The sequence below is a fragment of the Paenibacillus sp. FSL P4-0081 genome (assembly GCF_000758565.1).
Lineage (GTDB): Bacteria > Bacillota > Bacilli > Paenibacillales > Paenibacillaceae > Paenibacillus_AQ > Paenibacillus_AQ phytohabitans.
This window is the reverse complement of record NZ_CP009280.1, coordinates 1,232,719-1,248,076: the sequence shown is the minus strand read 5'-3', so window position 1 is coordinate 1,248,076 and position 15,358 is coordinate 1,232,719. Positions and strand designations below refer to the sequence as shown.

10 protein-coding genes and 1 riboswitch are annotated in these 15,358 nt (G+C 55.4%); of the genes, 1 reads left to right on the top strand and 9 read right to left on the bottom strand.

All coding sequences use genetic code 11. The annotated features are described in order from the left end of the window. Nucleotides 1–7 precede the first annotated feature (7 nt). From P40081_RS05340 to P40081_RS05315, 6 genes are all read right to left on the bottom strand, one after another. Nucleotides 8–1,717, bottom strand: coding sequence for a methyl-accepting chemotaxis protein (locus P40081_RS05340; RefSeq protein ID WP_042133876.1), 1,710 nt, complete (start codon nucleotides 1,715–1,717; stop codon nucleotides 8–10). A 144-nt stretch (nucleotides 1,718–1,861) separates the two neighbouring features. Further along, a complete protein-coding gene (locus P40081_RS05335) occupies nucleotides 1,862–2,548 on the bottom strand; it encodes an ECF transporter S component (RefSeq protein ID WP_042133874.1) in 687 nt (228 codons plus the stop codon). After that, nucleotides 2,521–4,362: an ABC transporter ATP-binding protein gene (locus P40081_RS05330; protein ID WP_042133872.1), complete on the bottom strand. Its 1,842-nt coding sequence runs from the start codon at nucleotides 4,360–4,362 to the stop codon at nucleotides 2,521–2,523. The genes P40081_RS05335 and P40081_RS05330 overlap by 28 nt, the downstream gene beginning before the upstream one ends. After that, entirely contained in the window at nucleotides 4,278–5,222 is a 945-nt protein-coding gene (locus tag P40081_RS05325) for an energy-coupling factor transporter transmembrane component T (RefSeq protein WP_052421679.1), read from the bottom strand. Before P40081_RS05325 ends, P40081_RS05330 begins: the two co-directional genes overlap by 85 nt. Then, nucleotides 5,219–6,115 (bottom strand): DUF4430 domain-containing protein, encoded by an 897-nt coding sequence (locus P40081_RS05320; protein WP_042133870.1) that lies wholly within the window; start codon nucleotides 6,113–6,115, stop codon nucleotides 5,219–5,221. Before P40081_RS05320 ends, P40081_RS05325 begins: the two co-directional genes overlap by 4 nt. 420 nt (nucleotides 6,116–6,535) lie before the next feature. Further along, complete coding sequence (locus P40081_RS05315; RefSeq protein ID WP_197074334.1) at nucleotides 6,536–6,793, bottom strand: hypothetical protein; 258 nt, start codon at nucleotides 6,791–6,793, stop codon at nucleotides 6,536–6,538. A 390-nt stretch (nucleotides 6,794–7,183) separates the two neighbouring features. On the opposite strand from P40081_RS05315, the gene P40081_RS05310 reads away from it, so the two are divergent. Beyond that, nucleotides 7,184–7,420, top strand: coding sequence for a hypothetical protein (locus P40081_RS05310; protein WP_042133865.1), 237 nt, complete (start codon nucleotides 7,184–7,186; stop codon nucleotides 7,418–7,420). Between the two features lie 61 nt (nucleotides 7,421–7,481). Here the strand turns inward: P40081_RS05310 and P40081_RS36185 are convergent, their stop codons facing one another. The 3 genes from P40081_RS36185 to P40081_RS05295 form a co-directional block, all read right to left on the bottom strand. Then, entirely contained in the window at nucleotides 7,482–9,641 is a 2,160-nt protein-coding gene (locus tag P40081_RS36185) for an S-layer homology domain-containing protein (RefSeq protein WP_052421678.1), read from the bottom strand. Between the two features lie 192 nt (nucleotides 9,642–9,833). Then, nucleotides 9,834–10,022, bottom strand: a riboswitch (cobalamin riboswitch). A 517-nt stretch (nucleotides 10,023–10,539) separates the two neighbouring features. Further along, complete coding sequence (locus tag P40081_RS05300; protein ID WP_052421677.1) at nucleotides 10,540–13,752, bottom strand: GAP1-N2 domain-containing protein; 3,213 nt, start codon at nucleotides 13,750–13,752, stop codon at nucleotides 10,540–10,542. Then, the gene (locus tag P40081_RS05295; RefSeq protein WP_042133863.1) at nucleotides 13,749–15,011 is read right to left on the bottom strand and encodes a hypothetical protein; all 1,263 of its coding nucleotides are present in this window, start codon (nucleotides 15,009–15,011) and stop codon (nucleotides 13,749–13,751) included. Before P40081_RS05295 ends, P40081_RS05300 begins: the two co-directional genes overlap by 4 nt. Between the last annotated feature and the right edge of the window lie 347 nt (nucleotides 15,012–15,358).

Below are 15,358 nucleotides of genomic sequence, written 5' to 3'. Positions count from 1 at the left end.
GTAATTCCTATAGCTTGAACCGGGCCAGATGCTTCTGCAGATCCTCGGCCAATGTGGCGAGGTACTGGGCAGAGGAAGACATCTCCCCCATTGCGGTCAGCTGCTGCTCACTCGCTGCGCTTGTGTCCTGAACATCACCGGCGCCTTTACGCGAGATTTCATCCACCTCAGCCATCGCCTGGGCTACGCCCTCCGATTCCTGGGCGACATGTCCGATAACCTCCGTAATCAATTCCATCTGCTCGCTGGCTGCTTGAATAGAGGTCTGTATCTCAGTAAATGCGGCGGAGACCACTTCGCTTTGTGCTACGCCATGGGAGACAATCCCGGAGCCCAGCTCCATGGATTCCACTGCACTTTCAGTCTGCTGGCGGATATGGGTAATAATCTCCGTAATCTGCAGCGAGCTTCTTCCGGTAGCTTCCGCAAGCTTGCGGATTTCACCCGCAACGACAGCGAAGCCCCGCCCATGCTCTCCCGCTCTGGCCGCTTCAATCGAGGCATTCAGTGACAGCAGATTAGTCTGGGTAGCAATGTCATTGATGGTTGTGATGATCGTGTTGATCTCTTCGGATAGGCTGCCCAGACTGCCGACAATACTCTGGCTTGCCGATACACTGGAGTCAATCTCCCGCATTTGGGCCAGAATCCGTTCAACCGCTTCAACGCCCCGGTCCGTTGATGAGGCAGCCTGTGCCATCAGACCGTTCATTTCACTGCCGCTGTGCCGGGCCTCGTTAATATCATACGTCATCGTCCGGACGGACCGGGCGGTACGTGCGATGCTCTCGGCCTGTACATCGAATCCGGCAGCGATTTCACTTGAGGTCTCGGCGATCATCTGGGAAGCATGTGCCGTCTGTTCTGCGCTGGCACTCATCTCCTCTGAGGAAGCCGACAGAATCTCGGCACTCTCGGAAACTCCGCGCATCATATTCTGGAGGCCTTCCAGCATTGTATTAAACGAAGTGTTAATCTGGCCGATTTCATCCTTCGACTGATACGAGGCGGCAGCAGTCAAATCCCCCTCCTCTGCCCGCTTCATCAGCTGCTGCAGTTCCTTGAGCGGTTTCGTAATCAACCGGGTAATCATGATGCTGATCACAATACTCAGAACCCAGGCAATAGTAATCAGAATACCGCTTAAAGTGATGGAGCTTTTGGCGCTTGCTACAGTATCCTCATTATGCGCGGATGAATCCTGTACAAGCAGGGCCGCAGTATCCTCCAGCAGGTTAACCATCGTCCGGCGCGATTCACTGAACGCTCCACCCGAGAAAACCTGATACCCCTCATCATTCAGATTATTGTCGGCAAGATGGATGATATTATCACGCTGGGAGCGGTAGTCCGGCAGAAGGAGCAGGTATTCGTTGATATTAGCCGCGATTTTGTCATTGCTGAACTCAACCGTCTTGAGCTGCTCTAAAAGTTCATTGTTCGTAGTGATATTCGTTTCAATAGCCGCCTTAAGCTCCAGACTCTTGGCAGCATCCCTGGTAATGAGATCCTCCAGAAGAAAAGATTCGATCGCCCGGTTATTCCCGCGGATCTCCGTAATGAGATAAATCGGCAGCAAATTCTGTTCGTATGTCTCCTGGGACCTGTCCGCCATTCTGCTGGTGGTCATAATGCCTGTCGTCCCAATGCCTATGAGTAACACTACAATCACTGCAATCAGCAAAGTCATTTTATGCTTAATCTTCAGATGTCTCATTTCTTATAATCCCGCCTTCTCGATATCTTGCTGTAACTGTATTTATCGGAGAATTAGGCCAAAATGTTGATAATTCGCTGAAAAAAATGTCGAAAAAAGAAAAATATTATCGATTCATATGAACAAAGACCTATAAACAGCTTTTCACTCTTGAAGCAGTCCATACTTCTTGCGGAATCTCTTCAGCACTTTGGTCCATCCGCCGGCCAGAATAGCCAGGAACAAGACATTGGATAAAGCATGGGCCAGGTCAAAATAAAAGCTGGCTCCATAGGTCGCTGCCACAAGCCCCCAGCTGAACGCATCCGGGAGACTGAGAATAACCCAGAGATTCATAATCCAGCCGAACAGGAATCCCCATATAAAACCGAAGATCAGCAGCCCGGGCCGTTTCTTCATCCACCAGGTATTCCGCAGCCAGCCTGCCGTAAGTCCGGTCATCCCCCAGGCGAACATCTGCCATGGTGTCCAGGGGCCCTGACCGAAGTAGATATTCGAGACCAGCGCCGCCACTGCACCGATGACGAACCCTGCCTCTGCGCCAAAGACATAAGCCGACAGAATGACAACGGCAGACACGGGCTTGACCCCAGGCAATGCGGCAAAAGGAATCCGGCTGACCGCAGCAATAGCAGATAATACGGCCAGCAGCACCAGTTCACGGGATGCCAGCTGTCGGCGCTCCAGACGGAGAAACAGCGGCAGCAGCGCAGCCAGCAGCAGCACCAGGCTGAGCAGCACATAATGACGGTCTTTCAGCGCTGCTGTTAGCGCGAGGCCAGCCACGAATAATCCCAAAGCAATCAGCAGGGGGGCGCGGAACCGGACCATGTTCGAATCACATCCTCTATTGTCAATGCCTGCGGCAGTAAGTCCCGGACCATACGGTTGACTGCCGTAGTATAGAAATAATTACTGCTGAAGAACTCTGCCGGCGCCCCTTCCGCTGTTATGCTGCCGTCAAACAACAGCGCACAGCGGGAAGCATATTTAGCGGCAAACTCCACATCATGCGTTACGATCAGAATACTGGCCCCCTGCCTGCGCAGTTGCTGGAGCAGAGCAGCCAGCCTGTCCTTGGCTGCCGGGTCGAGCCCCTTAGTCGGCTCATCCAGCAGCAGGATATCCGGCTTCAGCAGCATCATCATGGCAAGTGCGGTCTGCTGCTGCTGGCCGCCGCTGAGATCATGCGGATGGCTCTGCAGCACCTCGCGGAGCCGGAAGACTTCCAGCAGGGCATCTATTTCCCGCCCGGCTTCTTCCAGGGATGCCCCGGCATACTGCGCCATATGCTGCAGTTCCTCAGCCACAGTATCATAGCTGAAATAGAGCAGCGGATTCTGGGCCAGAAGCCCGGTTGTACTCCCCTTGGACAGCTCGGCCTTGCCGCGCTGCGGCTTCATCAGGCCGCCCAGTACATGGAGCAGGGTCGACTTCCCTGCACCGTTCCCGCCCATAACCGCCAGAAGCTCTCCCCGCCTCAGCGTTAGCGAGAGCTTCCTCAGCACCTCCCGGCCTTCCTTGTCGTAGCGGAAGGTAACCTCTCTGCAGCTGAGCAGAATTTCTGCGGATGGTGCAGGAAGTTTCACGGGTGAATCAGGATTCCTCACCTGGCTGAAGGAATTAGACGGGGAAGTAGCGGGCTCAGCACCTGCATTGGCGGGAGTGACTGTACCCGGAGCTGCAGCAGTTTCTTCACGGGAGACAGCAGCAGGTAATCCTGCGCCGCAATTAGCGGCCGGATGATCACGAATGACAGTGGCGCATACTCCAGCTTCTGTCACAGTAGAAGCTACCGCTGCCCTGGAATGCACCCAGCGTTTGCCCTCGCGTACGGTCAGCGGAATATTCTCCGCTGCGGCCGTTCCCGCTTCCGGTGACAGCGCCAGATATAACCGCGAAGCTGCCGGAAGATAAGCCTGACGTGAAGCGAGTGATGCGCTGCCGGCTTGCTGAACGAAAGCACGCGGGCCTGCATCTGCCACCAGCCTGCCGCCCTCCAGCATCAGCACACGGTCGGCCAGCGGCAGTACCTCCTCCAGCCGGTGTTCGCTGATGATTACCGTCACTGACATTTCCTCGTTCAGCCGCTGCAGCGCCATAATGAATTCCCGGGCAGCTACTGGGTCAAGCTGCGAGGTCGGCTCATCCAGCAGCAGCACCTTGGGCTGAAGCAGCAGCACCGAGGCCAGATTGAGCAGCTGCTTTTGCCCGCCGGACAGCTCATGCACGGATTGGTAGAGCAGCGGCTCCAGCCCGAATAATCCGCAGATCTCAGCCAGCCGGGTCCGCATCACTGCAGGCGGCATCCCCAGATTCTCCATAGAGAAGGCCAGCTCATGCCAGACGGTATCCATCACGATTTGCGCATCCGGATTCTGGAAGACCATGCCGATCTCCCCGGCGGCAACGGCTGCGGGAAGCTCCGGCAGGAGCTGCCCTTTATATGTCAGGCTTCCGCTGAACATGCCTACCGGAGCAAGCTCGCGTTTCAGATGGCGCAGCAGTGTCGTTTTGCCGCCGCCTGACGGACCGCAGAGCACTACGAATTCGCCTTCTTCTATTGTGAACGAGAGCTCATGGAGCGAGTCCCTGTCTTCTTCAGGATAGCGGAAGGATACTTGTTCCGCTTTGAGGATCTCCATAACCATTTCTCCTTTCCTTCCAGACCTGCAGGGAGCAGGACGAACAAGCAGAAGCTGCCGTACATCACGGCATCCTGCCAGCCGAAATCCATACTCTTCATCCGGGGATAAATCTCCAGCGTACCGTAGCCCTGCAGCCAAAAGAACAATGCAATCATACCGCTGAGCGTCAGTACCAGCAGAATTAGCTTATCCTGCCGATCCGGCTTGTATATACTGTACGTGCTGCGTTTGGCAACCCCGTAGCCGCGGGCCGTCATGGAATCTCCGGTCTGCAGCGCTTCCTCCAGCGACCAGGTGAGCAACACCTTCAGCAGCGTCATGCCGTCTTGCATCCGCTTGCGCAGGCTTCCTGTGCGGACATCCACCCCGCGCAGGCGCTGGATCAGGGTAATCTGGCGCAGCCGCCGCTGGAATAAGGGGACGAACCGGAGCGCCATCAGCGTAAGTAATGCCGTTCTTGGCGCAGCGGCAGCGAACAGGTACATGAATTTATCTGTCGTTACCGTGTAATTGTATGAAATGAACCAGATGAAGATTGTCAGCAGTACGGTCATCATTATAAGTCCGTACAGCACAGCCTCCAGCGTAATCGGCTGGTCCAGCCAGTAGAAGAGAATATGCGCCCCCCTGTGCGAGAACAGCGGATTCAGCACTGCGACTGAAACCCCCATCAGGAGCATAAAAGGCAGACCGCGCAGCAGCGCCTTCCCTTGGCCCTGCAGCAGCAGCAATGCCAGCAGACCTGCTATTTCCGTAACCAGAAACAACGGATGAAGCCCCAGCAGGGCGAACAGCAGCAGCCCGGCATAATACAGCAGGGCTACGGCAGGATACATGGACTGGAAGCCGCTGTTCATGGCGACGCTGCCCCGATATCCTTGCCAAGATCAAGCGTATACAGCCACTCTACCGTATCTCCGGGCTTCATAACCCAGCTGCCGGAAGCCTTGGACGGAAACTCTCCGTTCACCTTATACATCCAGCCGCTCTCTGCCCCGTGATCATATTCGTACAGATTATCTATACCTTCCACATAGGCAAAGGTTTTGCTGCCCTGATATTCCATCTGGATCTTGTGCTGGCGGGTAATCCGTCCCAGCAGCTCCAGCGCAGTCTCATTCTTCTCTATTTCATAAGCCGCCGGGGCCAGAATAACGCCGTGCTCCTCATCTCCAGTAATGGAGAGAGTCACCGTATTCACCGGTGCGGCGGTGGCGGCCGGGGCTGGCGCGGCTGGCTTGGCGGTGGCCGCTGGGGCTGGCGCGGCTGGCTTGCCGGTGGCCGCCGGGGCTGGCGCGGCAGACTTGGCGGTGGCCGCCGGGGCTGGCGCGGCGGGACTGCCCGTGGCCGCCGATGCTGGCGCGGCGGGACTGCCCGTAGCCGCCGGGGCTGGCGCGGCGGGACTGCCCGTGGCCGCCGATGCTGGCGCGGCGGCACCGGTGTGGCCGGGCGCCGGCGCGGTGGCCGCCGGCACCGGGGCTTGCGTAACGGGAGCTTGCTCCGTTACGCCGGGGGCGGCTCCGGCTGGCGCTGCGCCGGAGCTGGAAGCTGCCATGCCGTCCGCCGTGGCGGAGGGTATGGCAGTGCCCTCAGGCCGCGGCGTCTGCGCGGCCTGGGAACTGGCGGGCGGCACAGGCCCGCCGCCTGCGGAATCCGGCTGCGCCTTGGAGCAGCCGGAGAGCAGCAGGACAACCAGGAGCAGGAGCAGCGGATAAAGCCTCGCCCTTCCTGATTTCAATAGACTGAACATTACCTCAAGCACCTCCACAAAAGGGAAAAGAACGGGGGCAGTCAGCCTGTTCCCCGTTCCGTCCAAACACCTTATGATTTCTTAGTGTGACTTATACAAACTAATCCTGAGCAAAGCACCATCAGCCAGCCCCTTGGCCGCCTGAGCATCCAGCCCCGCAACCCGAAGGAGCTTCTCTATCGGCTAAAATCAGCTGCTTAAAATACTGGCTGGCACCATACTCTCAGTTTCATTAGCTCTAGCTTCATTAGCTTCATTAGCTCTAACCCCACTAGCAGTAGCATCAGTAGCTTCTTCAGCATTAGCTCTAACTTCACTAGCAGTAGATTCATTGGCTTATTAACTCTAGCTAAACTAGCTCTAGCTTCTTCAGCATTTGCTCTAGCCCCACTAACAATTACATCATTGGCTTCATTGGTTCTAGCCCACTAACGGTAGTTTCATCAGCTCTAGCCCCACTAGCAATAGCTCCATCAGCTTCATTAGCTCTAGCCCCACTAGCAGTAGCATCAGTAACATCAGTAGCATCAGTAGCATCAGTAACATCAGTAGCATCAGCAGCATCAGCAGCAGCAGCATCAGTAACATCAGCAGCATCAGTAGCATCAGCAGCATCAGTAACATCAGCAGCATCAGTAGCATCAGCAGCATCAGCAGCATCAGCAGCATCAGCAGCATCAGTAGCATCAGTAGCATTTTAAATCATCGGCTCAATCCGGGAAAGCATGCCTTCCCGAGCGAAACTCCACAAAACATTCCTCCGCCGGAACAGTAATTGGATTTATGACACTTGTTTATCCTATACGGACTTCACTGCCGATCCTAGTTGGATTAATGACACTTAATTCTGCCCCTAGCCGGGTCATTCGCTAATTCATGCGAGATTAAGTGTTGTTTTTCCAACTACGCCGCCATATCGGGAGATTTACCGGGAACTAAGTGACATTTTTCCACTTATATATCCCACCAGCACCCCGCACTATCGCTTTATTAGGCTGCTCCATGCAAAATCTTGCAGAAAATACAACTTAACTCCCTTAATCCTTAGGCATTCGGAAGGATTGTTGTATGAAATACAACAATCTTCCCGCTACAACGCTTGTTAGAAGAGAAATGCTGCCTTTTGTACAACAATTTCCGATTATAGCCGCGATCTTGATTGAAATGTTGTATTTTGTGCAGGATTTTCAACAAGCATTCGGATTCCCACCACAAACGAGGGTTGAAATCGTGAGATTCTTGCCCCAGCAGCCCTACTATTCAAATTTCACTGCAGTGAAGACTAAGTTATATATTCATATTTAAGGTTTAGCTTATCTAGGATCTTTTCTTCATCAAGGCTCTTCTTCCTTGACCCATATCCTTCCTAAGGCAATCTAACCGCTACAGCAGCGGCCATTTCTCTGGTTACAGCTGTGGCAGGAGCGAATTCGCCGCCGGTACCGCTCATAATTCCAAGTCCGGTTACAGTACGTACCGCCGTTAATGCGTAGGCGCTGATCTGGTCTTCATCGGTGAATTTTCCGGTTCCGGCTGCTGCCGAAGCTTCGTCCAGCTTCAAGGCTCTCACGATCATTACAGCCATATCCTGGCGGGTAACGGGGCCGTCCGGTTTGAAGGCTGTGCCTGCTACTCCGCTGACAATTCCCAGTTCCTTCGCTTTGTTCACTGCTCCATAATACCACGCATCCGCCTTAACATCACTGAAACTCTGGGCTGACGATGCCGCAGACGGCTCGTTGCCGGTCAATCTCAGCAGCAGTGCTGCAAATTCAGCCCGGGTAATATTCTGCTTCGGCGCGAACACGAGGCTGCTCTCACTGACCCCGCCCATCAGCTTGCGGTCATAGGCCGTGTACACTGACTCCAGCGCCCAAGGCGAGATTGACTTCACATCGGTAAAAGCAGCACGGTCAGCCGCAGCAGAAGCCACGGTCAGCGGCTGCGAATAGCGGACTACCGCAGGTGTGCTGTCTTTGAGATATCCGGTAACGGTAATCGTATATTTATTCGCTGGCAGGCCGCCGGCAACAACAGCTGAACCCGCAGCATCCGTAACAGCAGTTTTACCGCCGATGGATACCTGAACCCCTGCGGCTGGCGAGGATACCGGGTCGGAAGTGAAGGTCGCTTCATTCCATACCCACTGCTTTTGAGTTACTTTTACAGTAATATCTTGTCCAGGCTGCGGCTGTGCAGGGGAGACCGTCACGGACTCTACCACCTGTGTGTTATCCCCGCCATAATAGACAAGCACGCGGTCATTCTCCGCAAGAAGGAAATCACCCATGCCTACACTTGGATAGATCCACGCTCCACCGCGGGCTACAACATACATCCACCCGTCATAGCCGCCAAAAGCACCCGCAGTTACGCCGCCGATTCCCGTCACGTAATTGCCAGCTTCATTGACCAGGGCCACCTTCTTCGCCGCCGCTGCCTTCTCCAGTGCTTGAAGTACATTTCCCGCATATACAGTGCCTTCTGCCAGGGTTCCGTTAGGGCTCTCAATGGCAACGGACACACTAACCTGAGGACTCTTCACAGGTGAATTGCTAAGATCATAGAGCTTGCTGCCTGTGCTGAAAAGCTTGTAAGCTACCAATGCTTCCAGTGCCTGCTCTGTCGAGAGCTGATTGTAGCTTCCCCCCGCTGTATGAGCGAACCCGCCATCTGCTGCACTATAGCTAAGAAGCTTACTGACAAGGTTTACATTGCCTACGGTATACTCCGCCCCTGCCGGGTCAATGCCAAAGGAGGACAGACCAATAATGGCTTGAGCGACACTCTCGCTGCTGTCACCATAGCCGCCGTTCTTGTCCTGTGCAGTCGCCAGCCAGGCTGCCGCCCGCTGTCCTGCGGTATTGACTGCCGGATCATCCTTATGTCCTGCCAGCACAGTAAGCACCATCGCCGTCATGTCCGGATCACTAGCCCCCGTAGTCAGAGTGAAGCCTCCGTCAGTGTTCTGCTTGGACAGGATCTCAGCCAGCAATTTAGCTGGGGTCCATTTCGCATTGTCAGGCATAGTATAAGTTCCGGAATCAAGCGCCAGCAGTACATAGGCTGCGTTGTTCAGCGTCTGGCCGGTAATTTTATCGTTATTGTAGAGCTTCTCAATCAGATTGTAGCCGGCAACATCCGCCGGATTCCCGCCAAGCGCCCTAACCGTAAGCGTAATCCGCGCATAGTCCGTAGCTCTGGCGTAGACACCCTTGGCTGCGGCTACTTTACTCTCAAGCGCCTTTAAATAACTATCCGGAACCTTATAGCCCGCCTGCGCTAGGCCGATGGCCTGCCAGTCGGACTGGACTCCGGCCTTCAGCACAAACTCCGAAGTGGCATAGACTGCCTCAGCTACGCTAACTGCTGTGCCTGAAGGTAGAGATGCCGCGTTATTCCCAGTGCTCGCAGCCGTCTCTGCAAAAGCCTGTCCCGCCGGAGCTACAGCCGCTCCCAGAACCGCGAACATCATGACAACGATCAGACCCAGCCGGATAAACTTGGATGATAAATTGTTCTTCATTGCTTGACCTCTTTCTGTGAATAGAATGGTATAGATGAATCCTGCGTCCTCCGCTGATGCGGGTGCAACATAAAGACCGCCCTGTACAGGGCGGCCGGGGAAGGATACAATACATGCAGCTGATATGAAGTTTCCCTCACACAGCCACTGCTTATATTTGCACCTGTTCCGCATTCTTACCCCCGAAGAATAGAAACAACAACGAAAAAGGCAGGTCTCCTGGCTTAAGCTTCATTGCTTCCCCCGCCTTCCCATCCTATTATCAGACAGTGGCTTCTCAGGAGTCGCTCCGCATTTACAGTGGCGGGACCGCACCGGACTTGCACCGGACTTCCCTTTTAAGCAGATTACAATCGTAGAACCGGCATGGGTATCTGTTGCATGACTACGCCTGTTTCTACGGAAATCCGCACCTTTTTCCAAAGCTTATTAAATTTGAATATTCACAAACAATCATATCTACTATTCCCCTGTATGTCTATAGACAAGCTGTTTCAATTATAGGCACAACCGGCCCCTTCCGCACAAAAAGTCCTGAACAACACTCGCCGCATTCTCCCGGCATATCATGCTGTTCAGGACTTAAATAGTGATGCTTCCGCTTCCGGCAAGAGCCGGCAGCTGGTTGATTGTATTATGTACAACAGAATGGGGATAAAAGGCGGCCATAATGCATTCTGCTGTATTTAATCCAATTGATTTTGGAATATACCCCTTATAAGCTCTAAAATCCGGATTCTAATGTACCCAATACAATAGAACGCATAATAGGGCTGATTATTCCTGATTTGAGTGGACAAAGTACAATGACCTCTCTGCCAGCTTACGCGGAAGCACCGTTGATGAAATGCCGGACTTCTCTTACATCCGGCTTCGCCCAATTCAGGCTCTCACCCAATCATTCCGCATCCGTGTCCGGGCTGGCGGAAGGAGTGGGGCCGGTGCCGGGTGTAGTCTCCGGAGTAGTGCTCGGGGTACTTCCCAGAATGCTCCCCGGACTAGCCTGTAGCTTCAGCGTATAGATGCCCGCAGTGATCACATCACCCGCGGCCAGCTTTGCGCCCGGCTCCAGCTCCACCGTCACTTCATATACGCGCGCAGGTGTTCCTGCGCCCGATGCACCCGTCGCCGGGGAGGCTTCGGCTTCATCAGAGCCGCCGCTATTTCCAGCGGCTGCATCTCCGCCGCCGTCAGTCCCCACGGCTTCATTTCCGGTCGCCCCGCCGTCAGTCCCGGCAGCTCCCTCATCAGAGCCGCCGTCATTTCCGGCGCCCGATGCACCCGCCGCCGGGGAGGCTTCGGCTTTATCAGAGCCGCCGCTATTTCCAGCGGCTGCATCCCCATTCGCGCCGCCGTCAACTCCGGCGGCCAGGCAACTGCTCGCAGTTGCTGCAACCTTGTAAGTGTCCACAACGTTATTACCGGACATCACGATGATCTCCGCCGGGTTAAAGGCGGAGCATTCCGCCACAGAGGCAAAGCTGAACACCAGCTTGACGCCTGCCTCCCCGCCACCTTCAGCCCCGCCAGCATTCCCACTGCCTTCTGTTCCGCCGCCTTCAGCCCCGCCAGCGTTCCCGGTACCTTCTGTTCCACCATTTCCGGTTCCTGTGGCTGTCCCGGCATCTGCCACACCACCAACCAGCCGTACAGAGACCGGGGCTTGCTCTTGCCCATCCGCACTGTGGATATCGCCCCGAATCGGGCTCACAGTCGGCTGCGGTGCAGCGGTATCCGCATCCGGCCGCAGCCAGCTGATGGCGATGACGGCTATGATCAGTACGATCCCAAGCACGCTGCCGGAGATCAGGATCTGAAATCGGCTGCGGCTGACCCACCGCGCCAGCGGCGAAGCCAGCTGGGAGCGGGCTTCATTGTAGACATTCTGCATGGCGGGCGTTGCGGCCGAGCTATAGCTTTTGCGGAAATCGCGGTTCTTGAACGCCTCGCGGTCGTTCTTCAGGAAATACTTCAGCACCGCCCGCCGGTAATTCGGCCACAGCTTCTTGCTCGAGATGGTGAACAGCCGGTTATGCTGCGACCAGGCCAGGAAACGGTAGACCGTTTCCTTATCATTGCCCGCTTTGCGCGCCACCAGCTCCAGCAGCGCATCGTAATCAAGCGGACCGCCCTCACGTTCACTGCTGTGGTAGAAGGCCAGCGGCAGCCGTTCGAACGGCTCGATGCTCCGCGACTCCTTCAGCCAGCGTCCTCCGAGCAGCTGTACATCATCCAGCTCCCGGGGAGACAGACCGGCGAAAATCTCCTCGTCCGGCTTCTCCTCCCCGAACCAGCGGTACGCAGCGCGCAGCGCATTCGCTTTACACTTAGCGATTGCATCCAGAGGCGGCTGCCAATCTGCCGTATCCCGGTAGCGCAGGAAGGAAATCTCCAGCAGCTGCTCCATCGTCAGCTCGTCCAGCGAGATCCGGTTCAGCAGGAAGCGGTCGGCAACGGTTCCCAGCTCCTGCAGCAGTGACAGCGCTTCAGCATGTACACCGCCGCCTCTGCGGCGTTCTTTCTCGGCCTTCTGCACCGACTCATGAACCGATGCCACCGCCGCCACCGGATCATTGTCCCGCTGCAGCTTCTCCAGCAGATATTCCTTGACGGTATCGCGCACGAAAGCCTGCTGAAGCGCCTCCGGCAGGAAACGGCCCCAATGCGCCACGAACCGCAGAATATCCGCCGATTTCGGCGCGTCAGCCAGCCGGGATTCCATATAAGGCTCCAGCAGCGCTTTGCGGAAGATAGGCTGGGCCAGCACTCTTTTGAAGAAGGCCGCACTAAGCTCATCGTTGCCCTCAATAATACCGTAAGCGGCAGCAAGCGCATCCTCACGTCCCGCCGACTGGCAGTTCAGCATTCCGTTGATGAAGTAATCCACAATTTTGACCCGGTAATTATGGCCCGGCATCGCAAAATACTCCTTGAACCACTCCAGAATCTCCGGCGCCGGTATCCCTTTTTTGCGGATCAGATCATACTCACGGTCGAACCGCTCCAGGAACATATCATTCAGGCGTACCCGGGATTCCAGCGCCCCCTCCGGCTTCAGATAGGACAGCAGACCGCCGAGCACAGCGTTCTTGTTCCCAGTATATAAATCTTCATTGCCCTGCTCAATCTCATAAAAGACAGCCAGCTCATTGTAGAGTGCCAGCGACAGCTTGCGGTCCACGCTCTCACCAAGCAGCAGGGAGTCGGCGAATCTGGCGAAATCTCTGAGACTCCCGCCCTTTTGCCCCAGCGTCTTCCAGGCCAGGTCTGCATACGTCTGCCGGGACTCCCCGAAATCGGCATTCAGAATCCGCGCGCCTGCCAGATCAAAAATATAATCCTTCTCAATACTCCGGTCCCCCGGGCGCAGCGAGCCCTTCTCCACAAAGGTCAGGTGAATATATTTGCGGCTCTGCGGCTCTTTGGCATAAGTGATCACTCCCAGCCTGCGGCGGAAGTCATGCGGCATTGAAGCATAGAGGACCTCCGTCAGCTCCACCGCACGCTGCGACAACTCACTGATCGGTACATCCAGCGCTATATAGATCTTCTTCTTGCCGGCTACGGACAGCATGACCGCCTGAAGCAGGGCTTTGAACAGCTCTTCGGTGAATCCGAGGCTGCGAAGTACGGTCAGCGGGTCTGCAGACTCTTCACGGACCCCGACTGGAATGGACTCCAGCTCAGGCAGTGTTCCGCCCGGCTCCCCCTCATAACTCCGGGCAAAGCCGGCATGCAGCCATTCCCCGTACCCCTCAACAATCTCCTCCGAGCGGATAGGCGGCACCACGAAATTATGGGCAAAAAAAGCGCTCCGCTGCCCCGTGAAATCCGCCGCCAGATAGCGGCTCAGGCCAATCACTGTCTCATTGCTCTCCGTATGGAACAGATGCAGCGCGTCAGGATACAGCTCCTCATCCTTCTCACCGCGTGCCGCGAGCTCGGCCGGAGCATCGTAGAGGCAGAAGGGATGCAGGATCTTTTTGACAAAATTATTGTCGAGACTCTCCGATTTCGCTACCGTATCGAATCCCTCTGTCGCCCGGTAAACGCCGCGGCGCTCGCGGGTATACATCTGCTGGGTGATCATGGACCCTGAAAATCTGTTCACGGCCCGTCGCTCCCCTCAATATAATTCAGCTTGTGCAGCAGCCAGATAAACGGCTCGTCCACACGGATCGGACTGACGACACCCTCCACCTTCTGATTGACCGGATTGCTGCCCAGCGCAGATACCGCGAAGTAACCGGTGTTGGCAAAGTACACATCCATCGTATCCTTGAACGGACGGTCGACCTTCTCGATAAAGCGGCGGATTTCACCGTCGATGTTGTGGAACTCGTCCAGATTCAGCGTGTTGCGGTGCACATAGTTGTTGAACACGTTGCTGTTGGACTTGATGTAATCGCCATCCTCATCCTTGAGTGAGTGCAGCATGTCGCTTTTGGCCAGTACAATGGCCGTTGGAATATTGGTTTTGCTCTTCTCCTGATAAGCGATGAAGTCGCCGAACATGGTCAGCACAACATCACGCGGCTCATCGTACTGCGACACCCACTCGCCCGGACGGTCGCCGAAGTTGATGCGGATTTTCTCGCGGATGGAGCGGATCTGCAGCGGATCGACCATGAACAGAATGCCTGCGGAGTTCTTGATATGCTGGCCGTGCAGGCCCAGATAGTCCTGATCGACCATCCCTTCACCGGCAACATCGAAGAACACCAGCGTCAGCGGGGGCTTGGATTCATCCTTGAACACGAACTGGAAAATGAACGGCTCCTGCATCTTCTCCTTCTGGGTAGAAGCGAGCAGATCTCCCCGCTCGAACAGCGGCTCTTCGTACAGGGTGCGGAATTTGCGGCTGATCTCGGCATTCAGCGGCATACAAGCCGCGTCAAAATGTCCCGCTGTCGTATGCTGCAGCGTATGAATCAGCGAGGTCATATACACCGACTTCCCTACCTGGGAAGCGCCGATAATCGAGATAATATTGCTCGGCACCTTGCCCGCCGTTACAGGCAGCTCATTATGGCAGGACGGACATAGCCGTCTGCGGGTCAGCACGCCATAGCGGTCGGTGATTCCGGTCAGCACATGGTCCGTATAATGATGATACTCCTCCGGAATATCCGCCGGGTTCAGTATCGCTTCCAGATCGTCTACCGTATCGAGGCCGAAGCGCTCACGGTACTTATTCAGCAGATCATCTTCGCCCAGCGCATAATTCTCGTCATCCTCACGGCTGTGCATGGCCCGGAACACCACTTCCTCCGGCTCAAAGCGGGAGAAGCAGTACGGGCAGACGATATCATAATACAGCGGCCTTGCCGGGGCCTGATTCTTCTTCATGAAGCGGCTAAAAAAAGACATTTCTCTTCCTCCTCAACGTTTTGTCCGGCAGCTCAGGTAAATGGGCGGCTGACAAAACTGGCTTCGAAAGCATAATCTCCAAGTTTTGATGCAGCAGCTCAGGCGAATGAGTTGCTGACAAAACTGGCTTCGAAAGCATACGCCTAAAGTTTTGCCGCAACAGCTGCTCAACGAACGAGCTGCTCGCAAAACGGGTATCGCACAAATTTGCTTCTATATCTGAGCGCAGACGGTCCGCTCGCTTAATTTCTCCGGCCTTACACACTGCACTTCCCCGGCATTCCGTTTGTACGCGGTTCTTGGAGCGCATATAACTGCACTTTGTACAGCTATATTACCGTTTCCGC

Coding starts and splice junctions, on each gene's coding strand:
- P40081_RS05325 (WP_052421679.1), bottom strand. CDS start 5,222: ATGAACAGCGGCTTCCAGTCCATGTATCCTGCCGTAGCCCTGCTGTAT.
- P40081_RS05340 (WP_042133876.1), bottom strand. CDS start 1,717: ATGAGACATCTGAAGATTAAGCATAAAATGACTTTGCTGATTGCAGTG.
- P40081_RS05330 (WP_042133872.1), bottom strand. CDS start 4,362: ATGGAGATCCTCAAAGCGGAACAAGTATCCTTCCGCTATCCTGAAGAA.
- P40081_RS36185 (WP_052421678.1), bottom strand. CDS start 9,641: ATGAAGAACAATTTATCATCCAAGTTTATCCGGCTGGGTCTGATCGTT.
- P40081_RS05295 (WP_042133863.1), bottom strand. CDS start 15,011: ATGTCTTTTTTTAGCCGCTTCATGAAGAAGAATCAGGCCCCGGCAAGG.
- P40081_RS05310 (WP_042133865.1), top strand. CDS start 7,184: ATGAAATACAACAATCTTCCCGCTACAACGCTTGTTAGAAGAGAAATG.
- P40081_RS05315 (WP_197074334.1), bottom strand. CDS start 6,793: ATGCTGCTGATGCTGCTGATGCTGCTGATGCTGCTGATGCTACTGATG.
- P40081_RS05320 (WP_042133870.1), bottom strand. CDS start 6,115: ATGTTCAGTCTATTGAAATCAGGAAGGGCGAGGCTTTATCCGCTGCTC.
- P40081_RS05335 (WP_042133874.1), bottom strand. CDS start 2,548: ATGGTCCGGTTCCGCGCCCCCCTGCTGATTGCTTTGGGATTATTCGTG.